27 protein-coding genes are annotated in these 25,985 nt (G+C 73.2%); 15 read left to right on the plus strand and 12 right to left on the minus strand.

What is annotated here, in order from left to right; genetic code table 11:
* Window positions 1–31 precede the first annotated feature (31 nt).
* The 5 genes from AC3YO9_RS06170 to AC3YO9_RS06190 form a co-directional block, all read right to left on the minus strand.
* Window positions 32–886, minus strand: a complete 855-nt coding sequence (locus tag AC3YO9_RS06170; protein WP_489982481.1) for a metal ABC transporter permease — start codon at window positions 884–886, stop codon at window positions 32–34.
* A complete protein-coding gene (locus tag AC3YO9_RS06175) occupies window positions 883–1,752 on the minus strand; it encodes a metal ABC transporter permease (RefSeq protein WP_489982482.1) in 870 nt (289 codons plus the stop codon). Before AC3YO9_RS06175 ends, AC3YO9_RS06170 begins: the two co-directional genes overlap by 4 nt.
* On the minus strand, window positions 1,752–2,618 hold the full coding sequence (locus tag AC3YO9_RS06180) for a metal ABC transporter ATP-binding protein (protein WP_127781829.1): 867 nt from the start codon (window positions 2,616–2,618) through the stop codon (window positions 1,752–1,754). Before AC3YO9_RS06180 ends, AC3YO9_RS06175 begins: the two co-directional genes overlap by 1 nt.
* The gene (locus AC3YO9_RS06185) at window positions 2,615–3,544 is read right to left on the minus strand and encodes a metal ABC transporter solute-binding protein, Zn/Mn family (protein ID WP_489982483.1); all 930 of its coding nucleotides are present in this window, start codon (window positions 3,542–3,544) and stop codon (window positions 2,615–2,617) included. The genes AC3YO9_RS06180 and AC3YO9_RS06185 overlap by 4 nt, the downstream gene beginning before the upstream one ends.
* 124 nt (window positions 3,545–3,668) lie before the next feature.
* Window positions 3,669–4,763 carry an ABC-2 transporter permease gene (locus AC3YO9_RS06190; protein ID WP_489982484.1) on the minus strand — a complete coding sequence of 365 codons (1,095 nt, stop codon included), beginning with the start codon at window positions 4,761–4,763 and terminating at the stop codon, window positions 3,669–3,671.
* A gap of 264 nt (window positions 4,764–5,027) precedes the next feature.
* Between AC3YO9_RS06190 and AC3YO9_RS06195 the strand changes: the two genes are divergently transcribed.
* Window positions 5,028–5,858: a crotonase/enoyl-CoA hydratase family protein gene (locus AC3YO9_RS06195; RefSeq protein WP_489982485.1), complete on the plus strand. Its 831-nt coding sequence runs from the start codon at window positions 5,028–5,030 to the stop codon at window positions 5,856–5,858.
* 47 nt (window positions 5,859–5,905) lie between these two features.
* On the opposite strand, the gene AC3YO9_RS06200 is transcribed toward AC3YO9_RS06195, so the two are convergent.
* The 3 genes from AC3YO9_RS06200 to AC3YO9_RS06210 are packed head-to-tail and all read right to left on the minus strand — an operon-like array spanning window position 5,906 to window position 8,197.
* Window positions 5,906–6,439 (minus strand): DUF2871 domain-containing protein, encoded by a 534-nt coding sequence (locus AC3YO9_RS06200; protein WP_489982486.1) that lies wholly within the window; start codon window positions 6,437–6,439, stop codon window positions 5,906–5,908.
* 49 nt (window positions 6,440–6,488) lie between these two features.
* On the minus strand, window positions 6,489–7,169 hold the full coding sequence (locus AC3YO9_RS06205) for an ABC transporter ATP-binding protein (RefSeq protein ID WP_489982487.1): 681 nt from the start codon (window positions 7,167–7,169) through the stop codon (window positions 6,489–6,491).
* Window positions 7,166–8,197, minus strand: coding sequence for an ABC transporter permease (locus AC3YO9_RS06210; protein ID WP_489982488.1), 1,032 nt, complete (start codon window positions 8,195–8,197; stop codon window positions 7,166–7,168). The genes AC3YO9_RS06205 and AC3YO9_RS06210 overlap by 4 nt, the downstream gene beginning before the upstream one ends.
* A 232-nt stretch (window positions 8,198–8,429) precedes the next feature.
* Here AC3YO9_RS06210 and AC3YO9_RS06215 point away from each other — a divergent pair, with 232 nt between their 5' ends.
* Together AC3YO9_RS06215 and AC3YO9_RS06220 are read left to right on the plus strand one after the other, a co-directional pair.
* Entirely contained in the window at window positions 8,430–9,623 is a 1,194-nt protein-coding gene (locus tag AC3YO9_RS06215; protein WP_489982489.1) for a sensor histidine kinase, read from the plus strand.
* Window positions 9,620–10,243 carry a response regulator gene (locus AC3YO9_RS06220; RefSeq protein WP_489982490.1) on the plus strand — a complete coding sequence of 208 codons (624 nt, stop codon included), beginning with the start codon at window positions 9,620–9,622 and terminating at the stop codon, window positions 10,241–10,243. The genes AC3YO9_RS06215 and AC3YO9_RS06220 overlap by 4 nt, the downstream gene beginning before the upstream one ends.
* A gap of 79 nt (window positions 10,244–10,322) precedes the next feature.
* Here AC3YO9_RS06220 and AC3YO9_RS06225 read toward each other — a convergent pair whose 3' ends face one another.
* Complete coding sequence (locus AC3YO9_RS06225; RefSeq protein WP_127781833.1) at window positions 10,323–10,793, minus strand: DUF2269 family protein; 471 nt, start codon at window positions 10,791–10,793, stop codon at window positions 10,323–10,325.
* A gap of 147 nt (window positions 10,794–10,940) precedes the next feature.
* Between AC3YO9_RS06225 and AC3YO9_RS06230 the strand changes: the two genes are divergently transcribed.
* Entirely contained in the window at window positions 10,941–12,659 is a 1,719-nt protein-coding gene (locus AC3YO9_RS06230; protein ID WP_489982491.1) for an MDR family MFS transporter, read from the plus strand.
* Between the two features lie 121 nt (window positions 12,660–12,780).
* On the opposite strand, the gene AC3YO9_RS06235 is transcribed toward AC3YO9_RS06230, so the two are convergent.
* On the minus strand, window positions 12,781–13,272 hold the full coding sequence (locus AC3YO9_RS06235; protein ID WP_127781835.1) for an inorganic diphosphatase: 492 nt from the start codon (window positions 13,270–13,272) through the stop codon (window positions 12,781–12,783).
* A 124-nt stretch (window positions 13,273–13,396) separates the two neighbouring features.
* On the opposite strand from AC3YO9_RS06235, the gene dacB reads away from it, so the two are divergent.
* The 11 genes from dacB (at window position 13,397) to AC3YO9_RS06290 (ending at window position 23,818) form a co-directional block, all read left to right on the plus strand.
* Window positions 13,397–14,776 (plus strand): D-alanyl-D-alanine carboxypeptidase/D-alanyl-D-alanine endopeptidase, encoded by a 1,380-nt coding sequence (dacB, locus tag AC3YO9_RS06240; RefSeq protein ID WP_489982492.1) that lies wholly within the window; start codon window positions 13,397–13,399, stop codon window positions 14,774–14,776.
* Window positions 14,773–15,834 carry a zinc-dependent metalloprotease gene (locus AC3YO9_RS06245; RefSeq protein WP_489982493.1) on the plus strand — a complete coding sequence of 354 codons (1,062 nt, stop codon included), beginning with the start codon at window positions 14,773–14,775 and terminating at the stop codon, window positions 15,832–15,834. The genes dacB and AC3YO9_RS06245 overlap by 4 nt, the downstream gene beginning before the upstream one ends.
* Complete coding sequence (gene tilS / locus AC3YO9_RS06250) at window positions 15,831–16,886, plus strand: tRNA lysidine(34) synthetase TilS (protein WP_489982494.1); 1,056 nt, start codon at window positions 15,831–15,833, stop codon at window positions 16,884–16,886. The genes AC3YO9_RS06245 and tilS overlap by 4 nt, the downstream gene beginning before the upstream one ends.
* A complete protein-coding gene (gene hpt, locus AC3YO9_RS06255; RefSeq protein WP_127781838.1) occupies window positions 16,879–17,430 on the plus strand; it encodes a hypoxanthine phosphoribosyltransferase in 552 nt (183 codons plus the stop codon). Before tilS ends, hpt begins: the two co-directional genes overlap by 8 nt.
* A 99-nt stretch (window positions 17,431–17,529) precedes the next feature.
* Entirely contained in the window at window positions 17,530–19,965 is a 2,436-nt protein-coding gene (gene ftsH, locus AC3YO9_RS06260) for an ATP-dependent zinc metalloprotease FtsH (RefSeq protein WP_489982495.1), read from the plus strand.
* A 114-nt stretch (window positions 19,966–20,079) separates the two neighbouring features.
* Window positions 20,080–20,661: a GTP cyclohydrolase I FolE gene (gene folE, locus AC3YO9_RS06265; RefSeq protein WP_241249613.1), complete on the plus strand. Its 582-nt coding sequence runs from the start codon at window positions 20,080–20,082 to the stop codon at window positions 20,659–20,661.
* Window positions 20,658–21,506 (plus strand): dihydropteroate synthase, encoded by an 849-nt coding sequence (gene folP / locus AC3YO9_RS06270; protein WP_489982496.1) that lies wholly within the window; start codon window positions 20,658–20,660, stop codon window positions 21,504–21,506. The genes folE and folP overlap by 4 nt, the downstream gene beginning before the upstream one ends.
* Window positions 21,503–21,898, plus strand: a complete 396-nt coding sequence (gene folB / locus AC3YO9_RS06275; RefSeq protein ID WP_489982497.1) for a dihydroneopterin aldolase — start codon at window positions 21,503–21,505, stop codon at window positions 21,896–21,898. The genes folP and folB overlap by 4 nt, the downstream gene beginning before the upstream one ends.
* Window positions 21,895–22,395 (plus strand): 2-amino-4-hydroxy-6-hydroxymethyldihydropteridine diphosphokinase, encoded by a 501-nt coding sequence (gene folK / locus AC3YO9_RS06280; protein ID WP_489982498.1) that lies wholly within the window; start codon window positions 21,895–21,897, stop codon window positions 22,393–22,395. The genes folB and folK overlap by 4 nt, the downstream gene beginning before the upstream one ends.
* A complete protein-coding gene (locus tag AC3YO9_RS06285; protein WP_127781842.1) occupies window positions 22,392–22,874 on the plus strand; it encodes a DUF3180 domain-containing protein in 483 nt (160 codons plus the stop codon). Before folK ends, AC3YO9_RS06285 begins: the two co-directional genes overlap by 4 nt.
* A gap of 68 nt (window positions 22,875–22,942) precedes the next feature.
* The gene (locus tag AC3YO9_RS06290; RefSeq protein ID WP_489982499.1) at window positions 22,943–23,818 is read left to right on the plus strand and encodes a DUF6779 domain-containing protein; all 876 of its coding nucleotides are present in this window, start codon (window positions 22,943–22,945) and stop codon (window positions 23,816–23,818) included.
* A gap of 16 nt (window positions 23,819–23,834) precedes the next feature.
* Here the strand turns inward: AC3YO9_RS06290 and AC3YO9_RS06295 are convergent, their stop codons facing one another.
* Both AC3YO9_RS06295 and AC3YO9_RS06300 read right to left on the minus strand, forming a co-directional pair.
* Window positions 23,835–24,989: an NADH-quinone oxidoreductase subunit D-related protein gene (locus AC3YO9_RS06295; protein ID WP_489982500.1), complete on the minus strand. Its 1,155-nt coding sequence runs from the start codon at window positions 24,987–24,989 to the stop codon at window positions 23,835–23,837.
* A gap of 20 nt (window positions 24,990–25,009) precedes the next feature.
* Window positions 25,010–25,981, minus strand: a complete 972-nt coding sequence (locus AC3YO9_RS06300; protein WP_489982501.1) for an SAM-dependent methyltransferase — start codon at window positions 25,979–25,981, stop codon at window positions 25,010–25,012.
* Between the last annotated feature and the right edge of the window lie 4 nt (window positions 25,982–25,985).

The following is a 25,985-nucleotide window of genomic DNA, read 5'->3' on the forward strand; positions in this document are numbered from 1 at the left end:
CGGGTGTGTCCGGCCTGCTCCCGCCTGACGGTCAGGCCCGCGCGGCCCGGCCGGAGCCCCGCAGGAAGCTCAGGGCGTAACAGGCGGTGGCCAGGGCCAGGATGCTGAAGCTCGGCGGCAGCGACGGGAAGGCGTAGCTGAGCACCAGCCCGCCCACCATGGAGCCCACCGCGATGACCGGGGCCAGCGCCAGCGCCACCCACGGCCGGTCGGCGAGCCGCAGCGCCGCGCCGGCCGGGGCCGCGAGCAGACCCAGCAGCAGCAGCGCCCCCACGGCCTGGGTGGCCTCGGCGGCGGTCAGGCCCACCACCACCAGGAAGCCCACGCCCAGCGCTCGCACCGGCACCCGTCGCGCCGCAGCCACCGCGGGATCGAGGCTGGCGAACAGCAGGGGGCGGGCGATGAGCAGGGTGAGCACCAGCAGCCCCCCGGCCACCCCGGCCGCGGTCCACGCGCTGGCGGCGCTGAGGCCGAAGATCGACCCGAACAGCACGCTCACCCCGGCGGCCCCGCCCACCGCGGAGCGCTCGCTGGCGGTGTAGAGGGACAGGGCCAGCACGCCGATGCCCAGGATCCAGGCGAACACCGTGCCGGTGACCACGTCGTCGGCTCGGCCGCGGTTGCCCAGCACGCCGAGCAGCGCACCCACCGCGACGGTGGCCACCACCAGGCCCAGCCGCAGGTCCACCCCGAGCGCCAGGGCCAGCGCCGCCCCGGTGAAGGCCACGTGGCTGAGGGCGTCGCCGGTGAAGACCTGGTTGCGCAGCACCATGAAGAACCCGACCACTCCGGACAGCGCGGCGATGGGGATGCCGGCCAGCAGCGCGTGCCGCACGAACGGCTGGGCCAGCATACCGCCCTCGGCGGCCAGCACGGTGGCGCTCACCGGTCGTCCCCGGCGAGGGCGCCCCGCGCCCAGGTGCCGCCGGCGACCAGCAGGTACCCGGCGAAGGCGATGGAGGTGATGAAGAAGCCGATGGGGTAGTCCAGGTAGTACGCGACGAACAGCGAGGCCCAGGTGGTGAGCACCCCGATCAGCACGGCCAGGCCGGCGCTGACCACTGGGCGAGCGGTGATCAGCTGGGCGGTGGCGGCGGGCGCCACCAGCAGCGCGAACACCAGCAGGCTGCCGGTGATCTGGGCGGCCGCGCCCGCGGCCACGCCGAGCAGGACCAGGAAGCCCGCACCCAGGGCCCGCACCGGCACCCCGCGCGCGGCGGCCACGTCCGGGTCGACCGAGGCGAACAGCAGCGGCCGGGCGATGGCGGCGAGGATGGCCACCGCCACCACGGCGATCACGGCCAGCACCTGCACCTGCGCCGCGGTGATGCCCAGGAAGCTGCCGAACAGCAGGTTGTTCACCCCGCCCAGCTGGCCGCCGTGCAGGCTGAGGAAGAGGAAGCCGCAGGCCAGCGCGAAGGCCTGCACGGTGCCGGTGACCGCGGACTCCTCGCTGTAGCCGCCGGAGCGCGAGCCCGGGATGGCGGCGATCACCAGGGCCGCCGCCACGGCGAAGGCGAGCAGGCCGTAGGTGGCGCTGACGCCCAGCAGCACCGCGCCCGCGGCACCGGGGAAGCCCACCACGGCCAGGGTGTGGCCGGCGAAGCTCTGCCGGCGCAGCACCATGAACCAGCCGACCAGCCCGGCCAGCACCGCGACGATGGTGCCGGCGCGGAAGGCGTTGACCATGAACGGGAACTGGAACATCTGGCGGACGTCCTCCACCAGGTTCCAGGTGAGCACCGGCTGCATCAGTGGCGGTGTCCGGCCGGGTCGGAGTGCCGCGGCGCGTGCAGCGACGGCGCCTGGGGCTCACCCACCACCACCAGCCCACCGTCGGAGGTGGTCAGCACCTCCACCTGGGTGCCGTACAGCCGGGTGAGGGTGTCGCTGGTGATCACCTCGTGGGCGGGGCCGGCGGCGGCGCCGTGCTGAGCGAGGTACACCACCTGGTCGAGGTAGCTCAGGATCGGGTTGACGTCGTGGGCGACCATCACCACCGCCACGTCGTGCTCGTGGCAGATGCGGGAGATCAGGGCCGCCACCGACGCCTGGTTGGGCAGGTCGAGGGAGTCCAGCGGCTCGTCCAGCAGCAGCAGCCGGGGGCGCGAGACCAGTGCCTGGGCGATGAGCAGGCGCTGCTGCTCACCACCGGACAGCCGGCCGATGGGGCGGTCGGCGTAGTCCTGCGCCCCCACCATCTCCACCACGTGGCGCACCCGCTCCTCCGCGGCGCGCGCGGCGGCGCTGAAGCGGCGGCGGCCCGGCAGCGGGAAGCCCCACCGGCTGCCGTCCAGGCCCAGGCGCACCACGTCGGTGCCGCGCACCCGCAGGCTGCGGTCGAAGCTGCGCCGCTGCGGGAGGTAGCCGATCTGCCGGTTCGCCCCGGGCGGGGACTGGCCGAGCACGCTGACCTCGCCGGCGGACAGGCGGACCTGCCCGAGCGCGGCCTTGACCAGGGTGGACTTGCCGACGCCGTTGGGGCCCAGCACCGCGACGAACTCCCCGGCGGCGACGGTGACGTCCAGGCCGTCCCACAGCGTGGTGGCGCCGCGGCGCACCGCAGCGCCGCGCAGCTGCAGCACCGGGTCCGCAGTGGCAGTGGCGCCGCTCGTCATCGTGCGCTGCTGGCCGACAGCGCGTCGCGCAGCGCCACGAGCTGGTCGGTCTGCCACTGCTGCCAGCTCTGCGTGCCCGCGGGCGGGGTCTCGGTGACGGTGGTGACCGGGATGCCCTGGGCGCGGGCGGCGTCCACCTGCTGCTGCACGTCGGGGGAGGCGTTCTGGGCGTTGTAGACGTAGGCCTTGATGGCGCCGCTGCGGATCTGCTGGTCCGCGGTGGTCTTGTCCGCCACCGTCGGCTCGTCGCCGTGGCTCACCGCGCTGAGGAAGCCGGGCGGGGTGACGAGGTCGAGGCCGAGGGAGGGCACGAGCATCTCCAGGACGCTCTCCGAGCCGCCCACCGGGGTGCCGCCGAAGGTGGTGCGGATCTCGGTGGCCACCTTGTCGTACTCCGCCATCGCGGTGGTGCTGAAGGCCTGCAGCTGGGTGTCGAAGTAGCCGGCCTGGTCGGGGCTGATCTTCTTGTAGGCGGCGGTGATGCTCTCCGCGACCTTGGCCACGTCGGCGGGGTTGTACCAGCGGTGCGGGTTGGCATCGTCGGGCAGCGCCAGCACCGAGCCCACGTTGAGGTTGGCCCGGTTGGGGGCGGGGTTGGCTGCGGCCAGGTCGTCGGCCCAGCCGTCGTAGCCGAGTCCGTTGACCACGGTCAGGTCGGCGGTGGCGATGGCGCGGGCGTCGGAGGCGGTGGCCTCGTAGTCGTGCGGGTCGGCGCCGGGGGAGCTGACGATGCTGTGCACGTCCACCTTGTCGCCACCGAGCTGGTCGGCCAGCAGGCCCCAGAAGTTCTCCGCGGCCACCACGGTGATCGTCTTGCCGGGCTCGCTGCCGGAGGCGCTCGGGGTGGAGGGGCTGGTGGCGCACCCGGTGAGGACCAGCACGGTCCCGACGAGGGCGGCGCACGCGGCCCGGTGGATCTTTCGCACGGTTTGCTCCTGCACTGGCGGCACGTCGACACCAGGTGTCTGAGACACCTGCCTTATTGGTGATGACAACGATACCCGATAAGGATCTGTTCCCGGCGCCTGGCAAGCCGTCCTCGCCACGCCCTCAGATCGCGACGGTGGCCCCGGTGGCCGCGGTGGTGTCGCTCGGCGACTGCTTCCGTCGTGCGCGGCGATCGAAGTACGTCGCGGCCACCATCGCCCCCACCACGCCGACCACGGCGTAGCCGAAGAGCACCCACAGCGGTTGCGCCATCTCGGTTCCGTGGAAGTAGGCGATGTTGCGGACGCCGCTGGTGGCGGCGCCGGGCGTGAGCCACGGACCGATCGCGGCCCAGAACGGGGGGATCAGCTGGGTGCCGTAGGCGCCGCCGGCGCTGGGGTTGCCCAGCACCACGAACAGCCCGATCACCAGCCCGATGCCCACGAAGTCCAGCGCCGCCTCGAGGAAGAGGGTGAAGGCGAAGGTGGCGAAGACCACCAGGGCGCCGAGCGCAGCCAGTGACCAGAAGTGCCCGGAGTACACACCGAGCACCGGCTCCACGATGATGGCGGTGCCGATGCCCGACAGCACGGCGTAGCCGACGGCGACGAGCAGCCGCCGCGCTGCCGTCCGAGGGGCGCGGGAGCTGCCGGCGACCAGCTCCATCACGGTGGCCAGCAGGTAACCGCCCACCACCCAGCCGACGGCGATGTAGAAGTCGGAGAGGCCGCGGTTGTCCCCGGAGCTGATGGGCACCAGGTCGTCCACGGTGACGGTGCGCTGCTGGGCGGCGGCGAACTGCGTCACCACGGTCTCCACGGCGTCGGCCACCGAGGTGCTGGCGGCGCTGGCCACGAGCAGGGTGTCCCTGCCGTCCGGCCCCAGGACCAGTGCCGACTCCACGTCGCGGTTGGCCACCATCGAGCGGGCCTGCTCCACGCTGGTGGTGGTGCTCGGGCTCAGCGGGTGCCCGGGCAGCGACCCCAGCGCCGCGACGGTCTGCTCCGCCGCCGGAGCCGGGCCCACCACGGCGATGTCCACGTCCCGCGGTGCTGGGTCGTGGAACGCACCCACGTAGCTGAGGATGAAGCCGAGCTGCAGGATCAGCACGCCCAGCACCACCAGGCCGCCGAGGACGATCGCCGTGCGCCCGGTGTCCCGGGTCGGTGCCAGCTCGAGCTCGGCCGTCGCCGAGCGGTCGCCGTGGTCAGTCGCCATGTCGGTCTCCCCCGCCTCGCCACCGCTCGCCCGGGGCGCTCGCTCGAGGGTGTTGCACTCACCAGAACGCAGGGGCTCTGCACCAAACGTACAAGCCAGTGCGGTGGGCGACCCGGCGCAAGCCGGGCCGCGACGCGCCACCCAACGGTGCTGCGTTGTGCCGCAACCAAAGTCGCCCCAACCGGTGGGGCGGGCGGGAAGGACGGTGCTGGGTGGACGCTCGCCGGTGGACGTGGGGCTCCGTGCCCCCAATACAGTGTCCGCATGACTGAGAGCGCCTGGAAGTCCGTAACCGTCGACCGCACCGGGAGCGTCGCGCAGGTGACCCTGGTCGGGCCGGGCAAGCACAACGCGATGGGCCCGGACTTCTGGGCCGAGATGCCGCAGGTGTTCGCTGAGCTCGACGCCGACCCCAAGGTGCGCGCCGTGGTGGTCGCCGGCTCCGGGCGCAACTTCTCCTACGGGCTCGACCTGGCAGCGATGGGGGAGACGCTCGGCCCGGTGATGAGCGGGGAGAACCTGCTCGCCGGCCCGCGCACCGCGCTCTACGACGACATCAAGAAGATGCAGAAGGCGCTGAACGCCGTCGCCGACTGCCGCAAGCCGGTGATCGCCGCCGTGCAGGGCCGCTGCATCGGGGGCGGCGTCGACCTCATCGCCGCCTGCGACGTCCGCTACGCCAGCGCCGACGCGTCCTTCAGCATCCGCGAGGTGAAGGTGGCCATCGTGGCCGACATGGGCAGCCTGCAGCGGCTGCCGGCGATCATCGGCGACGGCCACCTGCGCGAGCTGGCGCTGACCGGTCGCGATATCGACGCCGCCCGCGCCGAGCGCATCGGCCTGGTCAACGACGTGCTCCCTGACGCCGAGGCCGTGCTCGCCGCCGCGCACGCCACCGCCAAGGAGATCGCGGGCAACCCGCCGCTGGTGGTGCACGGCATCAAGGACGTGCTGGACCAGGAGCGCGCCGCGCGGGTCGCCTCGGGGCTGCGCTACGTGGCCGCGTGGAACTCCGCGTTCCTCGCCTCGGAGGACCTCGGCGAGGCGATCCAGGCCGTCTTCGCCCAGCGCGCGCCCGAGTTCAAGGGCAAGTAGGGGCGTCTGCAAGTACGCCCTACCTGCCCCCGCGGGGTCTGCAACCGCTACCAACCGCCGTCCCGGCTCGAGCTGGGACGGCGGTTGGGCGTTGGTGGGTGCAGTGCTGAGCGGCTCAGCTGGCCGCGCGCTCGTGGGCCGTCCGAGAGGCGCGACCGGCCGCCCCCCGGTGTCAGCACCGTCTGCTTGAGCAGCACGAACAGCAGCACCAGCCCGACCGTCAGGACGACGTGGCCCATGCCGGCCATGCCGGAGATGGCCGGGGAGATGTCCTCCTCCGCGGTGCTCAGCACGGTCATGGTGCCGTGGGTGGTCAGCATCGCCACGGTGAGGGCGAGCCCGGCGTTGTAGACCCAGAAGAACGGCACGAACAGCTTGTGCGCGGAGAGGGCGAGCTGCTTCTCCAGCGACAGCAGCGCAAGGAAGAACAGCATGCCCAGCGCGAGCAGGTGGGTGTGCACCACGGACAGCTGGGTGAAGCCCGCGAAGTCCGGGTGTCCCTTGGTGAGCTCGCGGTAGTAGAGCCCGGCGAGGAGACCGAGCACCAGGTAGGTGAGTGCGGCGTAGTACAGCTTCTTCACGGAAGACGAGTCCTTTGTGCTCAGGGGAACGTGGGGGCGACGGGGGTGCTCAGGCCGCGGCCGGGGTGCGCAGGCGTCCGTCGGTCATCTCCACCACCTGGTCCAGCGCCACCAGGTGCGAGCGGTCGTGCGTGACGAGCACCGTGGCGGTGGCGTTCTGGTGGGTCAGCCGCAGGATCAGCTCGAGGATGGCCGCGCCGCGCTCGGTGTCCAGTGCGCTCGTGGGCTCGTCCACCAGCAGCACAGCGGGGTTGTTCATCAGCGCCCGGGCGATGTTCACCCGCTGGCGCTCACCGCCGGAGAGCTGGTGCGGGCGCCGGCCGGCCTGCGTGCTCAGTCCCACCGCCTCCAGCAGCTCCCTGGCGCGGACGGCCGGGTCCTCGGTGGCACGCGGGTCGAGGTGGCCGATCACCTCCAGCTGCTCGGCCGCGGTCAGCGCGGGCAGCAGGTTGGGCTGCTGGAAGACCATGCCCACCTTCTCCCGGCGCAGCGCGGTGAGCGCGGCGCGGGACAGCCCCGCGGTGGAGGCACCGTCCAGCACCACCTCGCCGCGGTCCGGGGTGATCAGCGTGGCGGCCACCGCCAGCAGGCTGGACTTGCCGGAGCCGGAAGGGCCGATGACGGCGGTCATGGTCCCGGCAGGCACCTGGAGGCTGACGTCGTCCAGGGCGGTCAGGCGCGAGCGGCCGTCGGGGTAGGTGAGGGTGACGTGGTCGAGGGTGAGGCTCATCGTGCGCTCCCGAGGGCGGTGAGGGGGTCGACAGAGGTGATGCGCTTGACGGACAGGGCGGCTCCGAGCAGGCCGAGGGCGACGATGACCACGGCCGGCAGCGCGATGCTGCCCGCGGTGAGCAGGAAGGGGATGGTGCCGCCGATGGCGACGCCGAGCAGTGCGGCCAGCCCGGCACCCACCGCGGTGCCCACCAGCAGCAGGGCCAGCGCCTGGCCCAGCGCGTCGTAGAGCAGGTACCCGGTGGACGCGCCCAGTGCCTTGAGCACCGCCACGTCACCGCTGCGCTGGATGGTCCAGACCGTGAAGAACGCGCCGATCACCAGGCCGGAGATGGCGAACAGAAAGATGCGCATCAGCTTCAGCGAGCCGTTCTCCGCGTTGTAGGCACTGATCGCGGCCTTGGCGTCGTCGCGGGCCACGGTCTGGGTGCCCAACCGGGCGTCCGCGGCGGCGAGCCCGTCGGTGGAGCTGGTGGTCAGCCCGACCACCGTGGCTCGCTGCTCCCCGGCTGGAGACCCGCCGGAGAGCCGCTGCCACGTGGTCAGGTCGGTGAACACCACCGGGACGTGGTTGTAGGAGGCGTCCCCGGAGACTGCCCCGACGGTGACCTGCTGCCCGCCCAGGCTGATGCGGTCGCCCGCACGCACGTCGAGCTCGGCCGCAGCGTGGGTGGAGAGCACCGTGGTGGTGGGGTCGATCTGCGTGGCGCTGGGGGCCAGCGGTGAGCCGGGCTCCACGCCGAACGCGGACACGGCTGCGCTGCGGGGTCCGGCCACGGCCTTGACGGTGGCGATACCGAGGGGATCGGCTCGGCTCACGCCCGGCACCTGCGCCCACTGCCGCCAGGTCGACTCGGTGACGACGGTGTCGGTGAAGGACACCTCCTGGCCGTCGGCCGGGGCCGAGAAGGCCAGGTGGTCTGCGGACAGGCCGGTGACGGCGGAGGTGGTCTCCTTGCCCAGACCTGCGGTGAGGCCGGACAGCAGACCGGCCAGCAGGGTGATCAGCACGATGACGGTGCCCATGAGGGCGAAGCGCCCCTTGGCAGAACGAAGATCTCTCCAGGCGACGAACACGACTCGCGACCCTTCCGTTGACGGGCCGGGCGGGGTGCCCGGCGACCAGGTCAACCCTCGCCGTGCACTGGGGCGCTGGGCATCGAGCCAGAGGTTGCCCCTGGGTGGCCGCAGTGACGTCCTGGCGCTCCACCTTTCGGTTGATGCCCCGGCACAGGACCGCGCCTAGCCTTGAGCCGTTGTGGATCCCTCCTCGCTCACCCCGGTCCTGCGCGTGCTGCGGTACTGCATGCACCTGCTGGTCGCCGGGCTGCTGGTCCTGGTCGTCGTCCGTGCGGTCACGGAGGGCTCACCGCACCTGGGGGCCACCGTCGCCGTGGCCGTGCTGCTCGGCGTGCTCTACGCCGCCGGGGCGGTCTGGCCCGCCGTCGGTCGCTCGGAGTCCGCGGCCGCCGCCTGGCTGGTGCTGGTCTGCGGGGTGTGGCTGGTGCTGCTCGGGCTCAGCCGGGAGGCGGCCTACCTCGTCTTCCCGCTGTTCTTCCTGCAGCTGCACCTGCTCCCGCTGCGCTGGGGCCTCGCCGCAGTGGTCGTCTCCGACGCGGCGGCGATCGTCGGCATCGCCTGGCACCAGGGCCGGTTGGCGCTGGGCATCGTCATCGGACCGACGCTGGGTGCGGCGGTGGCCGTGGCGGTGGTGCTCGGCTACCAGGCGCTGTACCGGGAGAGCGAGCAGCGCCGGCGGCTGGTGGACGAGCTGACCGCGGCCCGCGAGGAGCTGGCCACCGCCGAGCGCACCGCCGGGGTGCTCTCCGAGCGGCAACGGCTGGCGCAGGAGATCCACGACACCCTCGCCCAGGGGCTGTCCAGCATCCAGCTGCTGCTGCGGGCCGCCGAGCGAACGCTGCCCGAGCATCCCGGCGTCGCACTGGGGCACGTGGAGCAGGCGCGTCGCACCGCGGTGGACAACCTGGAGGAGGCGCGCCGCTTCGTCCGCGCCCTCACCCCGGCCGACCTGGAGCGCGACGCGCTGCCCGCCGCGCTGGAACGGCTGTGCGCCCGCACCGAGCGAGACAGCGGGCTGCTCGTGCAGTGCCGGGTGTCCGGCAGGGTCACCGAGCTGCCGGCCAGCCACGAGGTGGCCCTGTTGCGCATCGCCCAGGCCGCGCTGGCCAACGCCGTGGAGCACGCCCAGGCCACCCGGATCGGGGTGACGCTGAGCTACATGGAGTCGGAGGTGGCCCTGGACGTGGTGGACGACGGCGTCGGGTTCGAGCCGGAGGGGCCCGTGCCGGTCGGCGGGGACGAGCTGCGCGGCTTCGGGTTGTCGTCCATGCGTGCTCGGGCCACCGCGCTGGCGGGGACGCTGGCGGTGGAGTCTGCGCCGGGGCGGGGGACCGCCGTGGCCGTCACCCTGCCGGTCGGCGTCGTCCGATGATCCGGCTGCTGCTGGCCGACGACCACCCGGTGGTGCGGGCGGGCCTGCGCGCGGTGCTGGAGACCGAGTCTGACTTCGAGGTCCTCGCCGAGGCCACGACGGCGGAGCAGGCGGTCGAGCTGGCCGCCGAGCTGGACGTGGACGTGGTGCTGATGGACCTGCAGTTCGGCGTGGGGATGCACGGCAGCGAGGCCACCAGGTTGATCACCGCGAGTGAGCAGGCACCCCGGGTGCTGGTGCTGACCACCTACGACACCGAGGCGGACATCGTGGCGGCCATTGAGGCAGGCGCCGTCGGGTACCTGCTCAAGGACGCCCCGCCGGAGGAGCTGGGCGCGGCGGTGCGGGCGGCTGCGGAGGGGAGGTCGACGCTGGCCCCGGCCATCGCGCTGCGGCTGATGGAGCGGGTCCGCTCGCCCGACACGGCACTGAGCCTGCGCGAGATCGAGGTGCTGCAGCTGGTGGCGGACGGGTTGTCCAACCTGGAGATCAGCCGCCGGCTGTTCCTCAGCCAGGCGACGGTTAAGTCCCACCTGGTGCACATCTACACCAAGCTGGGCGTCGACTCCCGCACCGCCGCGGTCGCCGCCGCGACTGCCCGCGGGCTCATCCGCCGGTAGGTGCGTCTGCAAGTACCACCAAGCGCGCCCCGCACCGTCTGCAGCTGCTACCAACCCGCCCCGGGCCGAGCGAGCGGCGTCAGCCGGGCTTGACCACCATCAGCACCACGATGGCGACGAGCAGCAGCGAGACGATCCCCGAGCTCATCGCGATGCGGCCGTAGTCCGGGCTGCCGCCACGCGGTGCCGTGGCCTCGCTGCCGGCGGTGGCTGCCACGCCCGCGGGCTGCAGGGTGTCGGCGGCCTTCTGCAGCGCCGGAACCACCATCACCAGGCTGAGCACCAGGGCGATCACGTAGAGGATGATCGAGATGAGGATCCACGGAGTGGTGAACGAGAGGTCGTAGTCGACCACCGACACCAGCCCGAACCCGAAGATGACCACCAGCACCGAGGCCAGCGTCATGATGTTGGTCGACTGCGCCAGCGACCGCACCTGCGCGGCATCTCCGTTGCGGACCGCGCGCAGCGCGGTGTGCGGCAGGATCGCCATGGGGCCGACGATGAAGACGCCGGTGACGACGTGCAGGACGTTCAGGACATCTTCCATGCGCTCAGCCTAGAGCGCGCCTGCCCGCGGCCCCAACGGTCGGCGTGTCTGCCCATCTAGGACACCTGACCACCTTGCACGGTCGCCGATCCGCACGCACCCTTGCGTCGGACAGCTGCTGTAGTCCGCGGTCCCGGAAGGGGATCCATGCCCACCACCCAGGCGACGCCAGCGGCGTCCGGACCGGGCTCGCCGGAGACCGGGGTCTTCACCCACCGTCAGATCCTCACCATCCTGTCCGGCCTGGTGCTGGGCATGTTCCTGGCCGCGCTGGACCAGACCATCGTCTCCACCGCGGTGCGCACCATCGCCGACGACCTGCAGGGCTACTCGGTGCTGGCCTGGGTCACCACCGCCTACCTCGTCACGTCCACCATCACGACGCCGCTGTACGGCAAGCTCTCCGACCTGCACGGGCGCAAGCCCTTCTTCATGCTGGCCATCACGATCTTCGTGGTGGGGTCGATGCTCTGCGGCATCGCCACGTCGATGTACGAGCTGGCCGCCTTCCGCGCGGTGCAGGGAGTGGGTGCCGGCGGGCTGATGTCCATGGCCCTGGCCATCATCGGCGACATCGTGCCGCCGCGGGAGCGGGCGCGGTACCAGGGGTACTTCCTGGCCGTGTTCGCCACCGCCAGCGTGCTCGGCCCGGTGCTCGGCGGGGTGCTGGCCGGACAGCCGTCGCTGCTCGGCGTCACCGGCTGGCGCTGGGTGTTCTACCTCAACGTGCCCCTGGGCGTGCTGGCTCTGCTGGTGGTGTGGCGGGTGCTCAACCTGCCGGTGCACCACCGCGAGGCCAAGGTCGACTGGTGGGGAGCGACGCTGCTGAGCGTCGGGGTGGTTCCGCTGCTGGTGGTCGCCGAGCAGGGCCGCACCTGGGGCTGGTCGTCCCCGGCTGCGCTGTGCTGCTACGCGGTGGGGGTGCTGGGGGTGGCTGCCTTCGTGCTGGCCGAGGTCCGGATGGGCGACGAGGCGCTGATCCCCCTGCGCTTCTTCCGCAACCGACTGTTCTCGCTGTGCATCGCCGTCAGCGTGATCGCCGGAGCGGGGATGTTCGGCGGGATCTCGCTCATCCCGCAGTACCTGCAGGTGGTCAAGGGCTCCTCGCCCACGCTGGCCGGCTACCAGGTGCTGCCGATGGTCGGCGCCATGATGCTCGCCTCCATCGTCTCCGGGCAGCTGATCTCGCGGACCGGGCGCTACAAGATCTTCCCGCTGGTGGGCACGGCACTGATGAGCGCGGGCATGTTCGCCCTGCACCTCGTGCGCGCGGACACCCCGCTCTGGCTGACCATGACCATGATGGCCACCTTCGGACTGGGACTGGGCTGCATGATGCAACCGCTGACGCTGGCGATCCAGAACGCCATGCCGCCCAGGGACATGGGGGTGTCCACCTCGGCGGCCACCTTCTTCCGCCAGATCGGCGCGACGCTGGGGGTCGCGGTGTTCCTGTCCCTGCTGTTCTCCCAGCTCACGCCCGCGACGTCGGCAGCGCTGACCACCGCCTCGACCGACCCCGGCTTCCGCAGCGCGGTGCAGGCGGCGGCGCAGGGCGCGGACCCCGCACAGGCACACCTCGCCCAGGGCATGGCGGCCGGTGACCCCGCGGTGGCCGGGGCGGCCCTGGTGGACACCTCGTTCATCCAGCGCCTCGACCCGGTGCTGGCCGAACCGTTCAAGGTCGGCTTCTCGGCTGCGATGGACCACGTGTTCCTGGCCGTCAGCGCGCTGATGATCGTCGGCTTCGTGCTGGTCTGGCTCGTCAAGGAGGTGCCGCTGCGCACCATGTCCGGCCTCGCCGCCCAGCAGGCCGAGCGGGACGCGGCCGCCGCGGCGCCGCAGAGCGGGAGCAGCACCGCCTGAGCAGGCCCCAGGCTCCAGCAAGCCCCAGGCACGCCGAAGGGGCTGGGCAGCCGGTGATCGGCGTGCCCAGCCCCTCGGCGGGCGGTGCGGCGGGCGTGGAGCCGCGCCGGCTCAGTGCCGGCTAGTGCCCCGGGTTGTCCTTCTGGCGCTGGAACGACGCCGCGATCTCCTTCTCGGCGTCGGCCCGACCGACCCAGTCGGCCCCCTCGACGCTCTTGCCCGGCTCCAGGTCCTTGTAGACCTCGAAGAAGTGCTTGATCTCCAGGCGGTAGAAGCTCGACACGTCGTCGATGTCCTGCATGTAGGAGAACCGCGGGTCGGTGGCGGGGACGCAGAGCACCTTGTCGTCGCCGCCGGCCTCGTCGGTCATCCGGAACATGGCGACCGCGCGGCAGCGGATCAGGCAGCCGGGGAACGTGGGCTCCGGCAGCAGGACGAGGGCGTCCAGCGGGTCGCCGTCCTCGCCGAGGGTGTCGTCGATGAACCCGTAGTCAGCCGGGTACTGGGTGGCCGTGAAGAGCGTGCGGTCCAACCGGATCCGCCCGGACTCGTGGTCCATCTCGTACTTGTTGCGCTGACCCTTGGGGATCTCAATGGTGACGTCGAATTCCACGCGCCCTCGCTTAGTGAGTGGGTTGACTGGGATGTGACTTCTCGACGCTAGTCTGACGTACCAGGGTCGCCGAACGGTGAAGCAGGTCGGCAAACGGCGCGGCCCAGGTGTGAGAGGTGGGTTCGTGCGGCGTAGACGGGCGCTCCGGCAAGCCGCCGGACTGGTCCTCGTGGTGCTGGTGGTGGTGATCGCCGTCCTGGTGGTCGTGCGCACCTCCGACCGGGACTCCAGCACGGCTTCGGCGGCGGGCACCAGTGCCCCGCCGGCGCCGGTCCAGGTCAGCCCGCAGATCAAGCCTGCGTCCTCCGACGCCCCGATCCCCACCCCAGCCGGGCTGGCCGCCACGCTCGCCCCGCTGGTCACCGATCCCTCGCTGGGCACGCTGACCGGGCGGGTGGACGACGCCGAGACCGGCGCCGTGCTGTGGCAGTCCAGCCCCGACGTGCCGCAGCTGCCCGCCTCCACCTCCAAGGTGCTGACCGTGGCCGGCGCGCTGCTGGCGCTGGGCCCGGACCACACCGTGCAGACCCGGGTGATGAGCTCTGCGGTGCCCGGCCAGGTGGTGCTGGTGGGCGGCGGTGACGTCACCCTCACCGCAGCCCCGGTGGGCACCCAGGGGTACTACCCGCAGGCGGCGCACCTGGACGACCTGGTCAACCAGGTGCGGGCCAAGGGCATCCAGGTGTCCTCGGTGGTGGTGGACACGAGCGCGTACGCCGGCCCGCCGCTGGCCACCGGCTGGATCGGCGCCGACGTCGGCGAGGGCTACATCGCGCCGATGGAGCCGCTGATGCTGGAGGGGGGCCGGCTCGACCCGAGCAAGGAGGAGTCGCCGCGCTCGGCGACCCCCGCCCTGGACACCGCCCGGGTCTTCGCCCAGCGGCTGGGCGTGCCCGCGCAGGCGGTGACCGCCGGGGTGGCCGCACCCGGGGCGCAGGAGCTGGCCGTGGTCAGCTCGGCGCCGCTGCGGATCCGCATCCAGCAGCTCACCGAGCGGTCCGACAACGTGGTCGCCGAGGCGCTGGGCCGGGAGATCGCCGCCGCCAAGGGTCAGCCCCAGTCCTTCGTGGGGGCGGCATCGGCCGTGGCCACGACGCTGTCCGAGGTGGGCGTCAACACCAACAGCCTGATCATGCAGGACACCAGTGGCCTCTCCATCCTCAACCGTGCGCCGGCGCGGGTGCTGGCCGACGTGGTGCGGATGGCCGCGGGCAACGGCCCGCACGCGGACGCGCTGCGCCCGATCCTCGCCTCCCTGCCCGTGGCCGGGGTGAGCGGCACGCTGACCGACCGCTACGGCGGCCCCGTCGCCAAGACCGGCGCCGGGTGGGTGCGGGCCAAGACGGGCACACTGACGGGGGTGAACTCCCTCGCTGGAACCGTCACCGACGTCGACGGCCGGGTGCTGACCTTCGCCCTGATCGCCAACGGCGCGGCCACCGCGGACACCCGCCCCGCCCTCGACGCCATCGCGGCCACCCTGCGGACCTGCGGCTGCCGATGACCGCCCAGGCCCCGGTGGTGGACTGGCGGCTCGCGGGCCGCACGGCCCAGCGGCTGGTCCGCCCCGGCCCGGTCGTCAGCCCCCAGCAGGCCACCGAGGTCGTCGCCGAGCTGCACGACGCCGCCGGCCGTGCCGAGCTCCCGGTGCGTGCGGTCACCGGCCTGGCCGACGGCGTGCCCGTGCCCGCCGCCCAGGTCCTGGACCGGCCGCGCTGGGCCGCCGCGGCCGCCACCTCGATGGGCGCGCTGACCGGTACCGCCGTGCGTCCGGGCGGCCCGGGCCCCGGGTTGTCCGGACGCACCGCGGGCCTGCAGGTGGGGGTGGTGCTGTCGTACCTGGCCTCGGCCGTGCTCGGCCAGTACGACCCGTTCGCCCCGGCCACCGGCGCCGACGACGACCCGGTCGGCGGCGGCTCCCTGCTCCTGGTGGCGCCCAACGTGGTGGCCACCGAGCGCGCCCTGCAGGTCGACCCCGCCGACTTCCGGCTGTGGGTGTGCCTGCACGAGGTGACCCACCGGGTGCAGTTCACCGCCACCCCGTGGCTGGTGGACCACATGGCCGCCACCGTCACCACCCTGACCACGGGCCTGGACGCGCCACTGGGCGAGCTGGCCGGCCGGCTCAGCGGAGTGCTGCGCTCGGTGGCGCGGGAGGGCACCGGCCCGGACGGGGTGGTGGGGCTGCTCGGCGCGCTGCAGGCGCCACCCCAGCGGGAGGCCCTGCAGAAGCTGATGGCACTGGGCACCCTGCTGGAGGGCCACGCCGACCACGTGATGGACGCCGTCGGGCCCGCGGTGGTGCCCTCGGTGCGCCACATCCGTGCTGGCTTCGACCGGCGTCGCGCCCGCCCGGCCAACCCGGTGCAGCGGGTGCTCCGGGCGCTGCTCGGCATCGACGCCAAGATCGCCCAGTACGAGCGGGGCAAGGTCTTCGTCGAGCACGTGGTGGGCCGCGAGGGCATGGCCGGGTTCAACCAGGTGTGGTCCAGCGCCGCCGCACTGCCGGTGGACGCCGAGATCACCGACCCGCAGCGCTGGATCAACCGGGTGCTGGCATGAGGGGGCCGGACCCGGCCGTCGCGGAGACCCGGGTGGCGGTGCGCCGCTGGCTGGCCGAGCACGCCCCGCAGGCCCCGGTGGTGGTGGCCTGCTCCGGCGGCGCCGACTCCCTGGCGCTCACCGCCGCCGCCGTGCACGAGGCGCCACGGGTGAGCGTGCTGGTGGTCGACCACCAGCTGCAGCCGGACAGCGCCCGCACCGCCGCCACCGCCGCGGCACAGGCGCGCGCCCTGGGTGCCGCCGAGGTGCAGGTGCGCACCGTGGAGGTGGTGGGCACCGGCGGGCTCGAGGCCGCCGCCCGCCGCGCGCGCTACCAGGCGCTGCGCACCGCCGGCTCACCCATGCTGCTGGGGCACACCCTCGACGACCAGGCCGAGACCGTGCTGCTGGGGCTGGGCCGTGGCTCGGGGCCGCGCTCGGTGGCCGGCATGCGGCCCTGGGACGCGCCGTGGGGTCGCCCGCTGCTGGGCGTGCACCGTGGCGTCACCCTGGCGGCGTGCCAGGCGCTGGGGCTGCACCCGCACCACGACCCGCACAACGACGACCCAGGCTTCACCCGCGTGCGGCTGCGCCACGAGGTGCTGCCGCTGCTGGAGGACGTGCTCGCCGGCGGCGTGGCCGAGGCGCTGGGGCGCACCGCCACCCAGCTGCGCGAGGACTGCGACGCCCTCGACGCCCTGGCTGCCGAGCTGGCCACCCAGGCGCTGCGCGGGCCCGAGCTGGATGCCGAGGTGCTCACCCCCGCCCCGGCCGCCCTCCGCCGCCGGGTGCTGCGGCAGTGGCTCACCGCACACGGCGCCACCGCGCTCACCGACCGCCAGCTGCGCTGGGCCGACGAGCTGCTGGGCGCGTGGCGCGGGCAGGGCGGGGTCTCCGTCGGTGGCCACTTGGTGGTGTCGCGCCGGCATGGCAGGCTCTCGGTGCAGTCCCAGCCGGCGCGGTCGGAGACGGTTCGCGCCCCCCGGCAGGCCGGATCCGCGCCGTTCGCAGGCGAAGAACCTGCAGCCCAACAAGTCTCACACGAACAGCCAAGGAGTCGACGCGGTGTATGAGGGCGATATCTCTTCGGTGCTGATCTCCGAGGAGCGCATCCGCGAGCGGACCCACGAGCTCGCCGCGGCCATTGCCGCCAACGAGCCGGCGGACGCCGCTGACGACCTGGTGCTGGTGGGGGTGCTCAAGGGTGCCGTGATGTTCATGACAGACCTCGCCCGCATCCTGCCGGTGCCGGTGCAGCTGGAGTTCATGGCCGTCAGCTCCTACGGCTCGGCCACCTCGTCCTCGGGCGTGGTGCGCATCCTCAAGGACCTCGACCGCGACATCACCGGCCGCCGGGTGCTCATCGTGGAGGACATCATCGACTCTGGGCTGACGCTGTCGTGGCTGCTGCGCAACCTCGCCTCGCGCAACCCCGCCTCGCTGCAGGTGTGCACCCTGCTGCGCAAGCCCGACGCGGTGCGCGCCGCGGTCGACGTCGCGCACGTCGGCTTCGAGATCCCCAACGAGTTCGTCGTGGGCTACGGCCTGGACTACGCCGAGCGCTACCGCGACCTGCCCTACATCGGCACCCTGGACCCCAAGGTGTACAGCGACTGAAATGTCAGGTTCCCGCCATCAAGGTAGCCTGGGAATCTCTCTGGATGTCTCCGGAGATCCTGGCTCCTGGAAGGACGAGGCCGCACCGGCCGCAGCTGTATGACACGTAAGCCTTTGTACCGCACCCTGGCCATCGTTGCCGGTGTCCTGCTGGTCATCTTCGCGTTCAGCTACTTCGGCGACAACACCCGGGGCTACAAGTCGGTGGACACCTCGGTGGCGCTGCAGCAGCTCGCCGACGGCAACGCCGAGTCCGCCCAGATCGACGACCGCGAGCAGCAGCTGCGGCTGACCCTGAAGCAGCCCGTCGACGGCGACGAGAAGATCATCACCAAGTACCCCTCGGGTGCGGCGGAGGAGATCTTCAACGACGTCCAGGACGCCCGGCTCGCCAGCTACTCCACCACGGTCACCCAGCAGAGCTTCCTGGTCTCGATCCTGTCGTTCATGCTGCCGATCCTGCTGATCATGGGTCTGCTGTTCTTCGTCATGAACCGCATGCAGGGCGGCGGCCGCGGCGGCGTGATGGGCTTTGGCAAGTCCAAGGCCAAGCAGCTGAGCAAGGACACTCCCAAGACCACCTTCGCCGACGTCGCCGGTGCCGACGAGGCGGTGGAGGAGCTCTACGAGATCAAGGACTTCCTGCAGAACCCGGGCCGCTACCAGGCCCTGGGCGCCAAGATCCCCAAGGGCGTGCTGCTCTACGGTCCGCCCGGAACCGGCAAGACGCTGCTGGCTCGGGCCGTCGCCGGCGAGGCGGGCGTGCCCTTCTTCACCATCTCCGGCTCGGACTTCGTGGAGATGTTCGTCGGTGTCGGTGCCTCCCGGGTGCGTGACCTGTTCGAGCAGGCCAAGCAGAACAGCCCCTGCATCATCTTCGTGGACGAGATCGACGCGGTCGGCCGCCAGCGCGGCGCCGGCATGGGCGGCGGCCACGACGAGCGGGAGCAGACCCTGAACCAGCTGCTGGTGGAGATGGACGGCTTCGGTGCCCGCACTGGCGTCATCCTCATCGCCGCCACCAACCGGCCCGACATCCTCGACCCCGCGCTGCTGCGCCCGGGTCGCTTCGACCGGCAGATCCCGGTGGCCGCACCCGACCTGGCCGGGCGCCGCGCGATCCTCAGGGTGCACTCCGCGGGCAAGCCGATCGCCGGCGACGCCGACCTGGACGGCCTGGCCAAGCGCACCGTGGGCATGTCCGGCGCCGACCTGGCCAACGTCCTCAACGAGGCGGCCCTGCTCACCGCGCGCGAGAACGGCAACGTCATCACCGGCGCCGCGCTGGAGGAGTCGGTCGACCGCGTCATCGGCGGGCCCCGCCGCAAGAGCCGCATCATCAGCGAGCACGAGAAGAAGATCACCGCCTACCACGAGGGTGGTCACGCGCTGGCTGCGTGGGCGATGCCGGACATCGAGCCGGTGTACAAGGTGACGATCCTGGCCCGCGGGCGCACCGGCGGCCACGCCCTGGCCGTGCCCGAGGACGACAAGGGCCTGATGACCCGCTCGGAGATGCTGGCTCGGCTGGTGATGGCCATGGGTGGCCGCGCCGCCGAGGAGCTGGTCTTCCACGAGCCCACCACCGGAGCGTCGTCGGACATCGACCAGGCCACCAAGATCGCCCGCGCCATGGTCACCGAGTACGGCATGAGCTCGCGCCTCGGCGCGGTGCGCTACGGCCAGGAGCAGGGCGACCCCTTCCTGGGCCGCACCATGGGCACCCAGAGCGACTACTCCCTCGAGGTCGCCCACGAGATCGACGAGGAGGTGCGGGCGCTCATCGAGGCCGCGCACACCGAGGCGTGGGAGATCCTGAACACCTACCGGGACGTGCTCGACGAGCTGGCCGCAGAGCTGCTGGAGACCGAGACGCTCAACCGCAAGGACCTGCAGCGGGTCTTCGCCGACGTGCAGAAGCGTCCGCGGATCACTGCGTTCAACGACTTCGGTGGACGCACCCCCTCGGACAAGCCGCCGGTGAAGACTCCGGGCGAGCTGGCGATGGAGCGCGGCGAGCCGTGGCCCCCGGCCCCGCCGGAGCCGTACTTCCGCAAGCAGACGGAGCCGGTGGGTGCCGGCAGCTACGGCCAGCAGAGCAACCAGGGCGGCTACCCCAACCAGGGCGGCCAGACCGGCCAGTGGGGGCAGGGCAACCAGGGCTCCTACGGCAACCAGGGCTCTCCCGGAAACCAGGGTTCCTACGGCAGCTCGCCCGGCGGCTATAGCTCGCCGCCGCGCAGCGGCTCCCGCCCGGACTACGGCGCCCCTCCCGGGTGGTCGGCCCCCGGCTGGCCCCCGCAGCGAGGCAACGACCGTCCCCAGCCGAACGGGCCGTGGCAGGGCGACGCACAGCAGCCGGCGACCCCGGGCTACGGGAACCAGGGTCATGGCGACCAGGGTTACGGCGACCAGGGGCAGGGCCGGCAGGACAACGGCCAGCCCGCCGGCAACGGCTACTACGATGCCCCCGAGGGCAACGGGGGGCAGGGCGACGCCGGCGACGGTGGGGGAGCCCAGCACCGCCGCGACTGATGGTCGTGGTGCTGGTCCGGGGGACCGTTGCTGACAGCCGATCGAACTTGGAGGCCCGACGTGCCCACCCCTGTCCCTGCCGAGTCGCCTGCCGTGCCGGTGAGGGGGCCCGCGGTGCCGGGGAGTGACACCTTCGACCACGTCCGCGCGGCCAACGCGGTGCGCGAGCTGCTGCTCGCGGTGGGGGAGGACCCCGACCGCGCCGGGCTCAAGGAGACGCCGGAACGGGTGGCCCGCGCGTACCGGGAGATGTTCGCCGGCCTCTACACCGACCCCGACGAGGTGCTGGCCACCACCTTCGACGAGGGCCACGACGAGCTGGTGCTGGTCAAGGACATCCCGATGTACTCCACCTGCGAGCACCACCTGGTGCCCTTCCACGGGGTGGCCCACGTCGGCTACATCCCCGGCCACCACGGCCGCGTCACCGGCCTGTCCAAGCTGGCGCGCGTGGTGGACCTCTACGCCAAGCGGCCCCAGGTGCAGGAGCGGCTCACCGGTCAGGTGGCCGACGCGCTGATGCGCCGCCTCGACCCGCGTGGGGTGATCGTGGTGATGGAGGCCGAGCACCTGTGCATGGCCATGCGCGGCATCCGCAAGCCTGGTTCCACCACCACCACCTCGGCGGTGCGCGGGCAGTTCAAGACCTCGGCGCCCTCCCGCGCGGAGGCGCTGTCGCTGATCCGCGGCCGATGACCTTCGCCACGAGCACCGCCGGGCAGCGCTGCCAGGTGATGGGCATCCTCAACGTCACCTCCGACTCGTTCTCCGACGGTGGCCGCTACCTCGACCGGGGTGCGGCGATCGCGCACGGCGTGGAGCTGCGCCGTGCCGGTGCGGACGTGGTCGACGTCGGCGGGGAGTCCACCCGGCCCGGTGCGCAGCGGGTGGACGCCGCGGCCGAGACCGAGCGGGTGGTTCCCGTGGTGGCGGCGCTGTGCGCCGAGGGTGTGCCGGTGAGCGTGGACACCATGCGCGCCAGCGTCGCCGCGGCCGCCGTCGCCGCGGGCGCCACCATCATCAACGACGTCTCCGGCGGCAAGGCCGACCCGGACATGGCCCGGGTGGTGGCCGAGACCGGCGCCACCTGGGTGCTGATGCACTGGCGGGCGCACAGCGACACCATGGCCCAGCTGGCCACCTACGACGACGTGGTGGCCGACGTGCGGACCGAGCTGATGGCCCGGGTGGAGGAGGCGGTGCGGGCCGGGGTGGACCCCAGCCGGCTGGTCATCGACCCCGGCCTGGGCTTCGCCAAGACCGGTGACCACAACTGGGCGCTGCTGCGCGCGCTGCCTGACTTCGTCGCCACCGGGCTGCCCGTGTTGGTCGGCGCCTCTCGCAAGCGGTTTCTGGGTGCGCTGCTGGCCGACGCTGACGGCACCCCGCGCCCGGCCGCCGGCCGGGAGGTGGCCACCGCGGTGCTCAGCGCGCTGGCGGCCACCCACGGCGCCTGGGGCGTGCGGGTGCACGACGTGCAGGCCTCGGTGGACGCGGTGGCCGTGGCCGGCGCCTGGCAACGAGGCTCGGCCACCGCATGAGCGCTCCCAGCGCCGACGGCGACCGCATCGAGCTGACCGGCCTGCGGGTGCGGGGCAACCACGGCGTGTTCGCCCACGAGAAGCGCGACGGCCAGGACTTCCTGGTCGACCTCACCGTGTGGGCCGACCTCGCCCCGGCTGCGCGCACCGACGACCTGGCCGACACCCTCGACTACGGCGCGCTGGCCCAGCAGGCAGCGAGCGTGGTGGCCGGACCCAGCCGCGACCTCATCGAGACGGTCGCCCACGAGATCGCCGAGGCGGTGCTGGCCGGCGACCCGCGGGTGCGCGGGGTGCAGGTGCGCCTGCACAAGCCGTCGGCGCCCATCCCGCTGACCTTCGCCGACGTGGCCGTGGTGGTGCACCGCACCCGCGGGCCGGTGCAGCCGTGAGCACCGCGGTGCTGTCCATCGGCTCCAACCTCGGCGACCGGCTCGCTCACCTGCAGCTGGTGCTGGACGAGCTCGGCCCCGCCGTCACCGCCTGTTCCTCGGTGTACGTCACCGCTCCGTGGGGCGGGGTGGAGCAGGCGGACTTCCTCAACGCCGTGCTGCTGGTCTCCGACGCCGGCACCGACTGCTGGGGCTGGCTCCGGCGGGGCCAGCAGCTGGAGGCCCGCGCACACCGCGAGCGGGTGCAGCACTGGGGCCCGCGCAGCCTGGACGTCGACGTGCTGGACTGCGACGGGTTGCACAGCGACGACCCCCGGCTGCTGCTGCCCCACCCACGTGCCCACGAGCGGGCCTTCGTGCTGCTGCCCTGGCTGGAGGTCGACCCTGCCGCGGTGCTCACCGGCCGTGGCCCGGTCGCCGACCTGCTGGCCGCCCTGCCCGCCGCCGAGCGCGCCGGGGTGCACCGCAGCGACGACCAGCGGCTGGTGCTGGCGTGAGGTTCACCCGCTGGCAGGACCTGTTGACCATCCTGGTGGTGGCCGCGCTGGCGAGCTGGCTGCTGGTGCGCACCAGCTACGGCTCCATCCCCCCGCTGCCCCGCTTCGCCGGGCTCACCCTGCTGGCGCTGGCCGTCGCCGAGCTGGTGCTGGCCTTCGTGCTGCGCTCGCGCATCCAGCGCCGGGGCGAGCGCCGCGACGACGCCCGGCTGCTCGATCCGCTGATGGCCGCCCGCTCGGTGGCGCTGGCCAAGGCGTCGTCCCTGGTGGGGTCGCTGATGGCCGGGCTGTGGGGCGGGCTGTTGCTCTACACCGCGCAGAACCGCGCCGTGCTCACCGCGGCGGCCCAGGACCTGCCCGGCGCAGCCATCGGCGTGGTCAGCTCGCTGCTGCTGGTGGCCGCGGCGCTGTGGCTGGAGCAGTGCTGCCGGACGCCGCACGACGACGAGCCGGCCCGCCCCGACGACCGCGACGACTGACCGGCCCAAGCCCGCTGCCAGCCACTTCTCAAGCCCAAATCGCTTCTCCCGCAGGTATCGTCACGCGCATGACGCAGCTCGCCGACCGCGCACACCCCCGTGCCGCAGCCGGCGCCCCGGCTCGCACCCCCGCCCAGCTCGCGCTGGGAGCGGCCCTCGTGCTCGCCGTGGCCGGCAGTGCGCTGCTGGTGTTCTCCAGCTCGGCCCCGCTGCTGCGGCTGGCGGTCGTGGTGCTGGCCTGGGTGGCCATGCTGTGCGGCATCGCCCTCACCCGGTACCGCCGGGAGGCGGCGCTGAGCGACGCGCGAGCAGACGAGCAGCAGAAGATCTACGAGCTGGAGCTGGCCCGTGAGCTGAACGCCCGCCAGGAGCAGCAGCTGGTGCTGCAGCGCACCTTGCGCGCGGAGATCAGCGAGCAGGTGCGGGCGGAGGCCACCGACGAGCTGGCTGAGCTGCGCGCGGAGATCAGGGCGCTGCGCGAGACGCTCTCGGCGCTGTTCGACGGCCAGATGCTGGTGGAGCGGGTGTCGCTGCACGCGGAGTCCACCCGGGTGCTCTCCCGCGGCGACACCACGCTGCTCACCACCGGACCGGCGACGCTGGAGGCCCACGGCGTGGGCATCGACGACGACGTGGTGGACGTCGAGCCCACCGAGTACTCCGAGCCGACCGAGCCGGGGTGGTCCGCCGAGCCGGCCGCAGACCTGGACCCCGCCGACCTGGACACCGCAGACCTGGACACCGCAGACCTGGACACCAGCGCGGAGCCCGCCACCGACGAGCCCACCACCGCGGAGCCCGCCACCGACGAGCCCACCACCGCGGAGCCCTCCACCGACGAGCCGGACGGGGCGCACTCGGCGGGCCGGTCGGTCACCGAGCTGATCGCGGCCTACGGCGGCTCTGTCCCCGGTGGCCGTCGCCGCCGCCGCACCGGCGACTGAGCACCAGCCGCCACCGCTACTTGTCGATGTCGCCGACCACCACGGCGAACGAGGCCAGCGCGACCGGCAGGTGCTCCAGCGACGTCCCGGGCAGCAGGCACGACAGCGCCTGCACGTTGTTGAACGACGCGGTGCGCAGCCGCAGCCGCCAGGGAGTGCGCTCGCCGCGCGACACCAGGTGCACCCCGGCGATGCCCAGCGGTGCCTCGCCCCACACGTACACCGAGCCCTCCGGCGGGGCGATGGTGCTGGGCAGGCGCACGTTCACCGGCCCGTCGGGGACGTCGACCAGGCACTGCCGGGCCAGCTGCACCGCCAGGGTCACCTCGTCCAGCTGGCAGGCCACCCGGGCCAGGGCGTCGCCGGTGGTGCGGGTGATGGTGCGCAGCGGGGCGAGCTGGTCGTAGCCGGGCGCGGGGTCGTCGCGGCGCAGGTCCACGTCCAGGCCGCTGGCCCGCCCCACCGGACCGCTCACGCCCAGTGCGGTGGCGTCGGCCAGGCTCAGCACCCCCACCCCGGTGTGCCTGCCCACGAACTCCGCGTCCTCGACGGTGCACGCGCTGATGGCTGCCGCGGCGGTGGTCACCGTGTCCAGCGCGGCGGCGACGTGGTCGAACCAGGCGGCGGGCACGTCCTCGCGCAGCCCACCCACCCGGTTGGCCATGAAGTGGATGCGCCCGCCGGAGGCTTCCTCCAGCACCCGCTGCAGCGCCTCGCGCCCTGCCACTGCGGCGTCGGTGCCGGCGGTGTTGGTGCCGGGTGCGGTGGGGTCGCGGGTCAGCGGGGTCAGGAAGCCCAGGTGGGCCATGGCGCGGGTGAGCTCGCACAGCAGCACCCGCAGCTGCACCGCCCGCGGCGGCGGCGTCATGCCGGTCATCTGCTCCACGGCGTGCGCCACCAGCAGCTCGTTGGCGAAGGCCGCCCACCAGTCGTGCCGGTTGGCCAGCGCCATCACCTGGCGGTAGTCACGCACCTCGTACAGCTTCTCCGCACCACGGTGCAGGTGGCCCACCAGCGGCACCGCCTCGCGCACCACCGCGTCCGGACCCACGCGCAGGCGCAACCGGTAGGCGCCGTGCGCGGCCGGGTGCAGCGGTCCGAGGTCCACCACCTGGTCCACCCCGAGGTGCTCGGTCGCGGAGCCGATGCCGACGGTGAGGGTGCGGTCCACATCCGCGATCGTGCCCCAGGCTAGAGCCGCAGGTCCACGTGGGTGGGGTGCAGCACCCAGCCGAAACCGCCAAGCCCGTCGGGGTCGGTGAGCTCGGCCAGCTGCCCGGCCCGCACGGCCTGCTGCAGCCACGGCTGCCCCGGCGGCGTCCCCCCGGCCAGCGACCCCCCGGCCAGCGTCCCCCCGGCCAGCGACCCCAGCGCCTCGGCCTGGGTGGTGGTGCTGCCGGGGGCGAGCGCGGCCACCGCGTCCAGCGCGACGTGGGCGGTGAGGTCGCAGGTGCCGTCGGGCACCGGCCGCACCTGCCGCCCCGCGCGGTAGGCCGACAGCGTCCCCGCGGCCGGGCGGGTGCCGCGCACGTGCCCGTAGTCCACCGCCAGCGACGCCCCGGCGCGCAACCGCCGCCGCACCTGCACCCACGCCCGCTCCCGCGGCAGGCCCACCTCGGCGCGCTCGCCGTCGGCCAGCGGCCACCAGCGCCGCAGCCAGGCCAGCTCGGGGGCGGCCACCGGTGGGCCGAGCCGCTCCTGGCCGTCGGGGGCGACCTCCAGCCGGTGCACCACCGCGCCGTGGCGCTGCACCACCGGGCAGGCCAGCGCGTCCAGCCACTCGTGCGCCACCACCAGGCCGGTGATGGTCGCGGGCAGGGTCGAGCGCCACGGCAGCGCCCACCCCGGCGGCGCCGCGCGCAGGTCCACCGCCACCGGGCGCAGCCGGCGACGCAGGTCCCGCTCGGCCAGCTCCCACACCGCGGCCAGCAGCTGCCCACCACCGGCGCCGAGATCCACCACGTCCAGGCGGGCCGGGCGCTGCAGGGCGTGGTCGGTGCGCCGCAGCAGCTCCAGCATTGCCTCGGCCAGCACCGTGCCCACGTGCACCGAGGTCCGGAAGTGCGCCTCGGGCGGGCCGGCGGCGTGCACGAAACCGGCGGGCCCGTACAGCGCCTGCTCCCACGCCTGCTCCCAGTCGGTCCAGCGCGGGGTGGGGGGCACGAGA

The organism is Rhodococcus sp. Z6_132, from assembly GCF_058133635.1.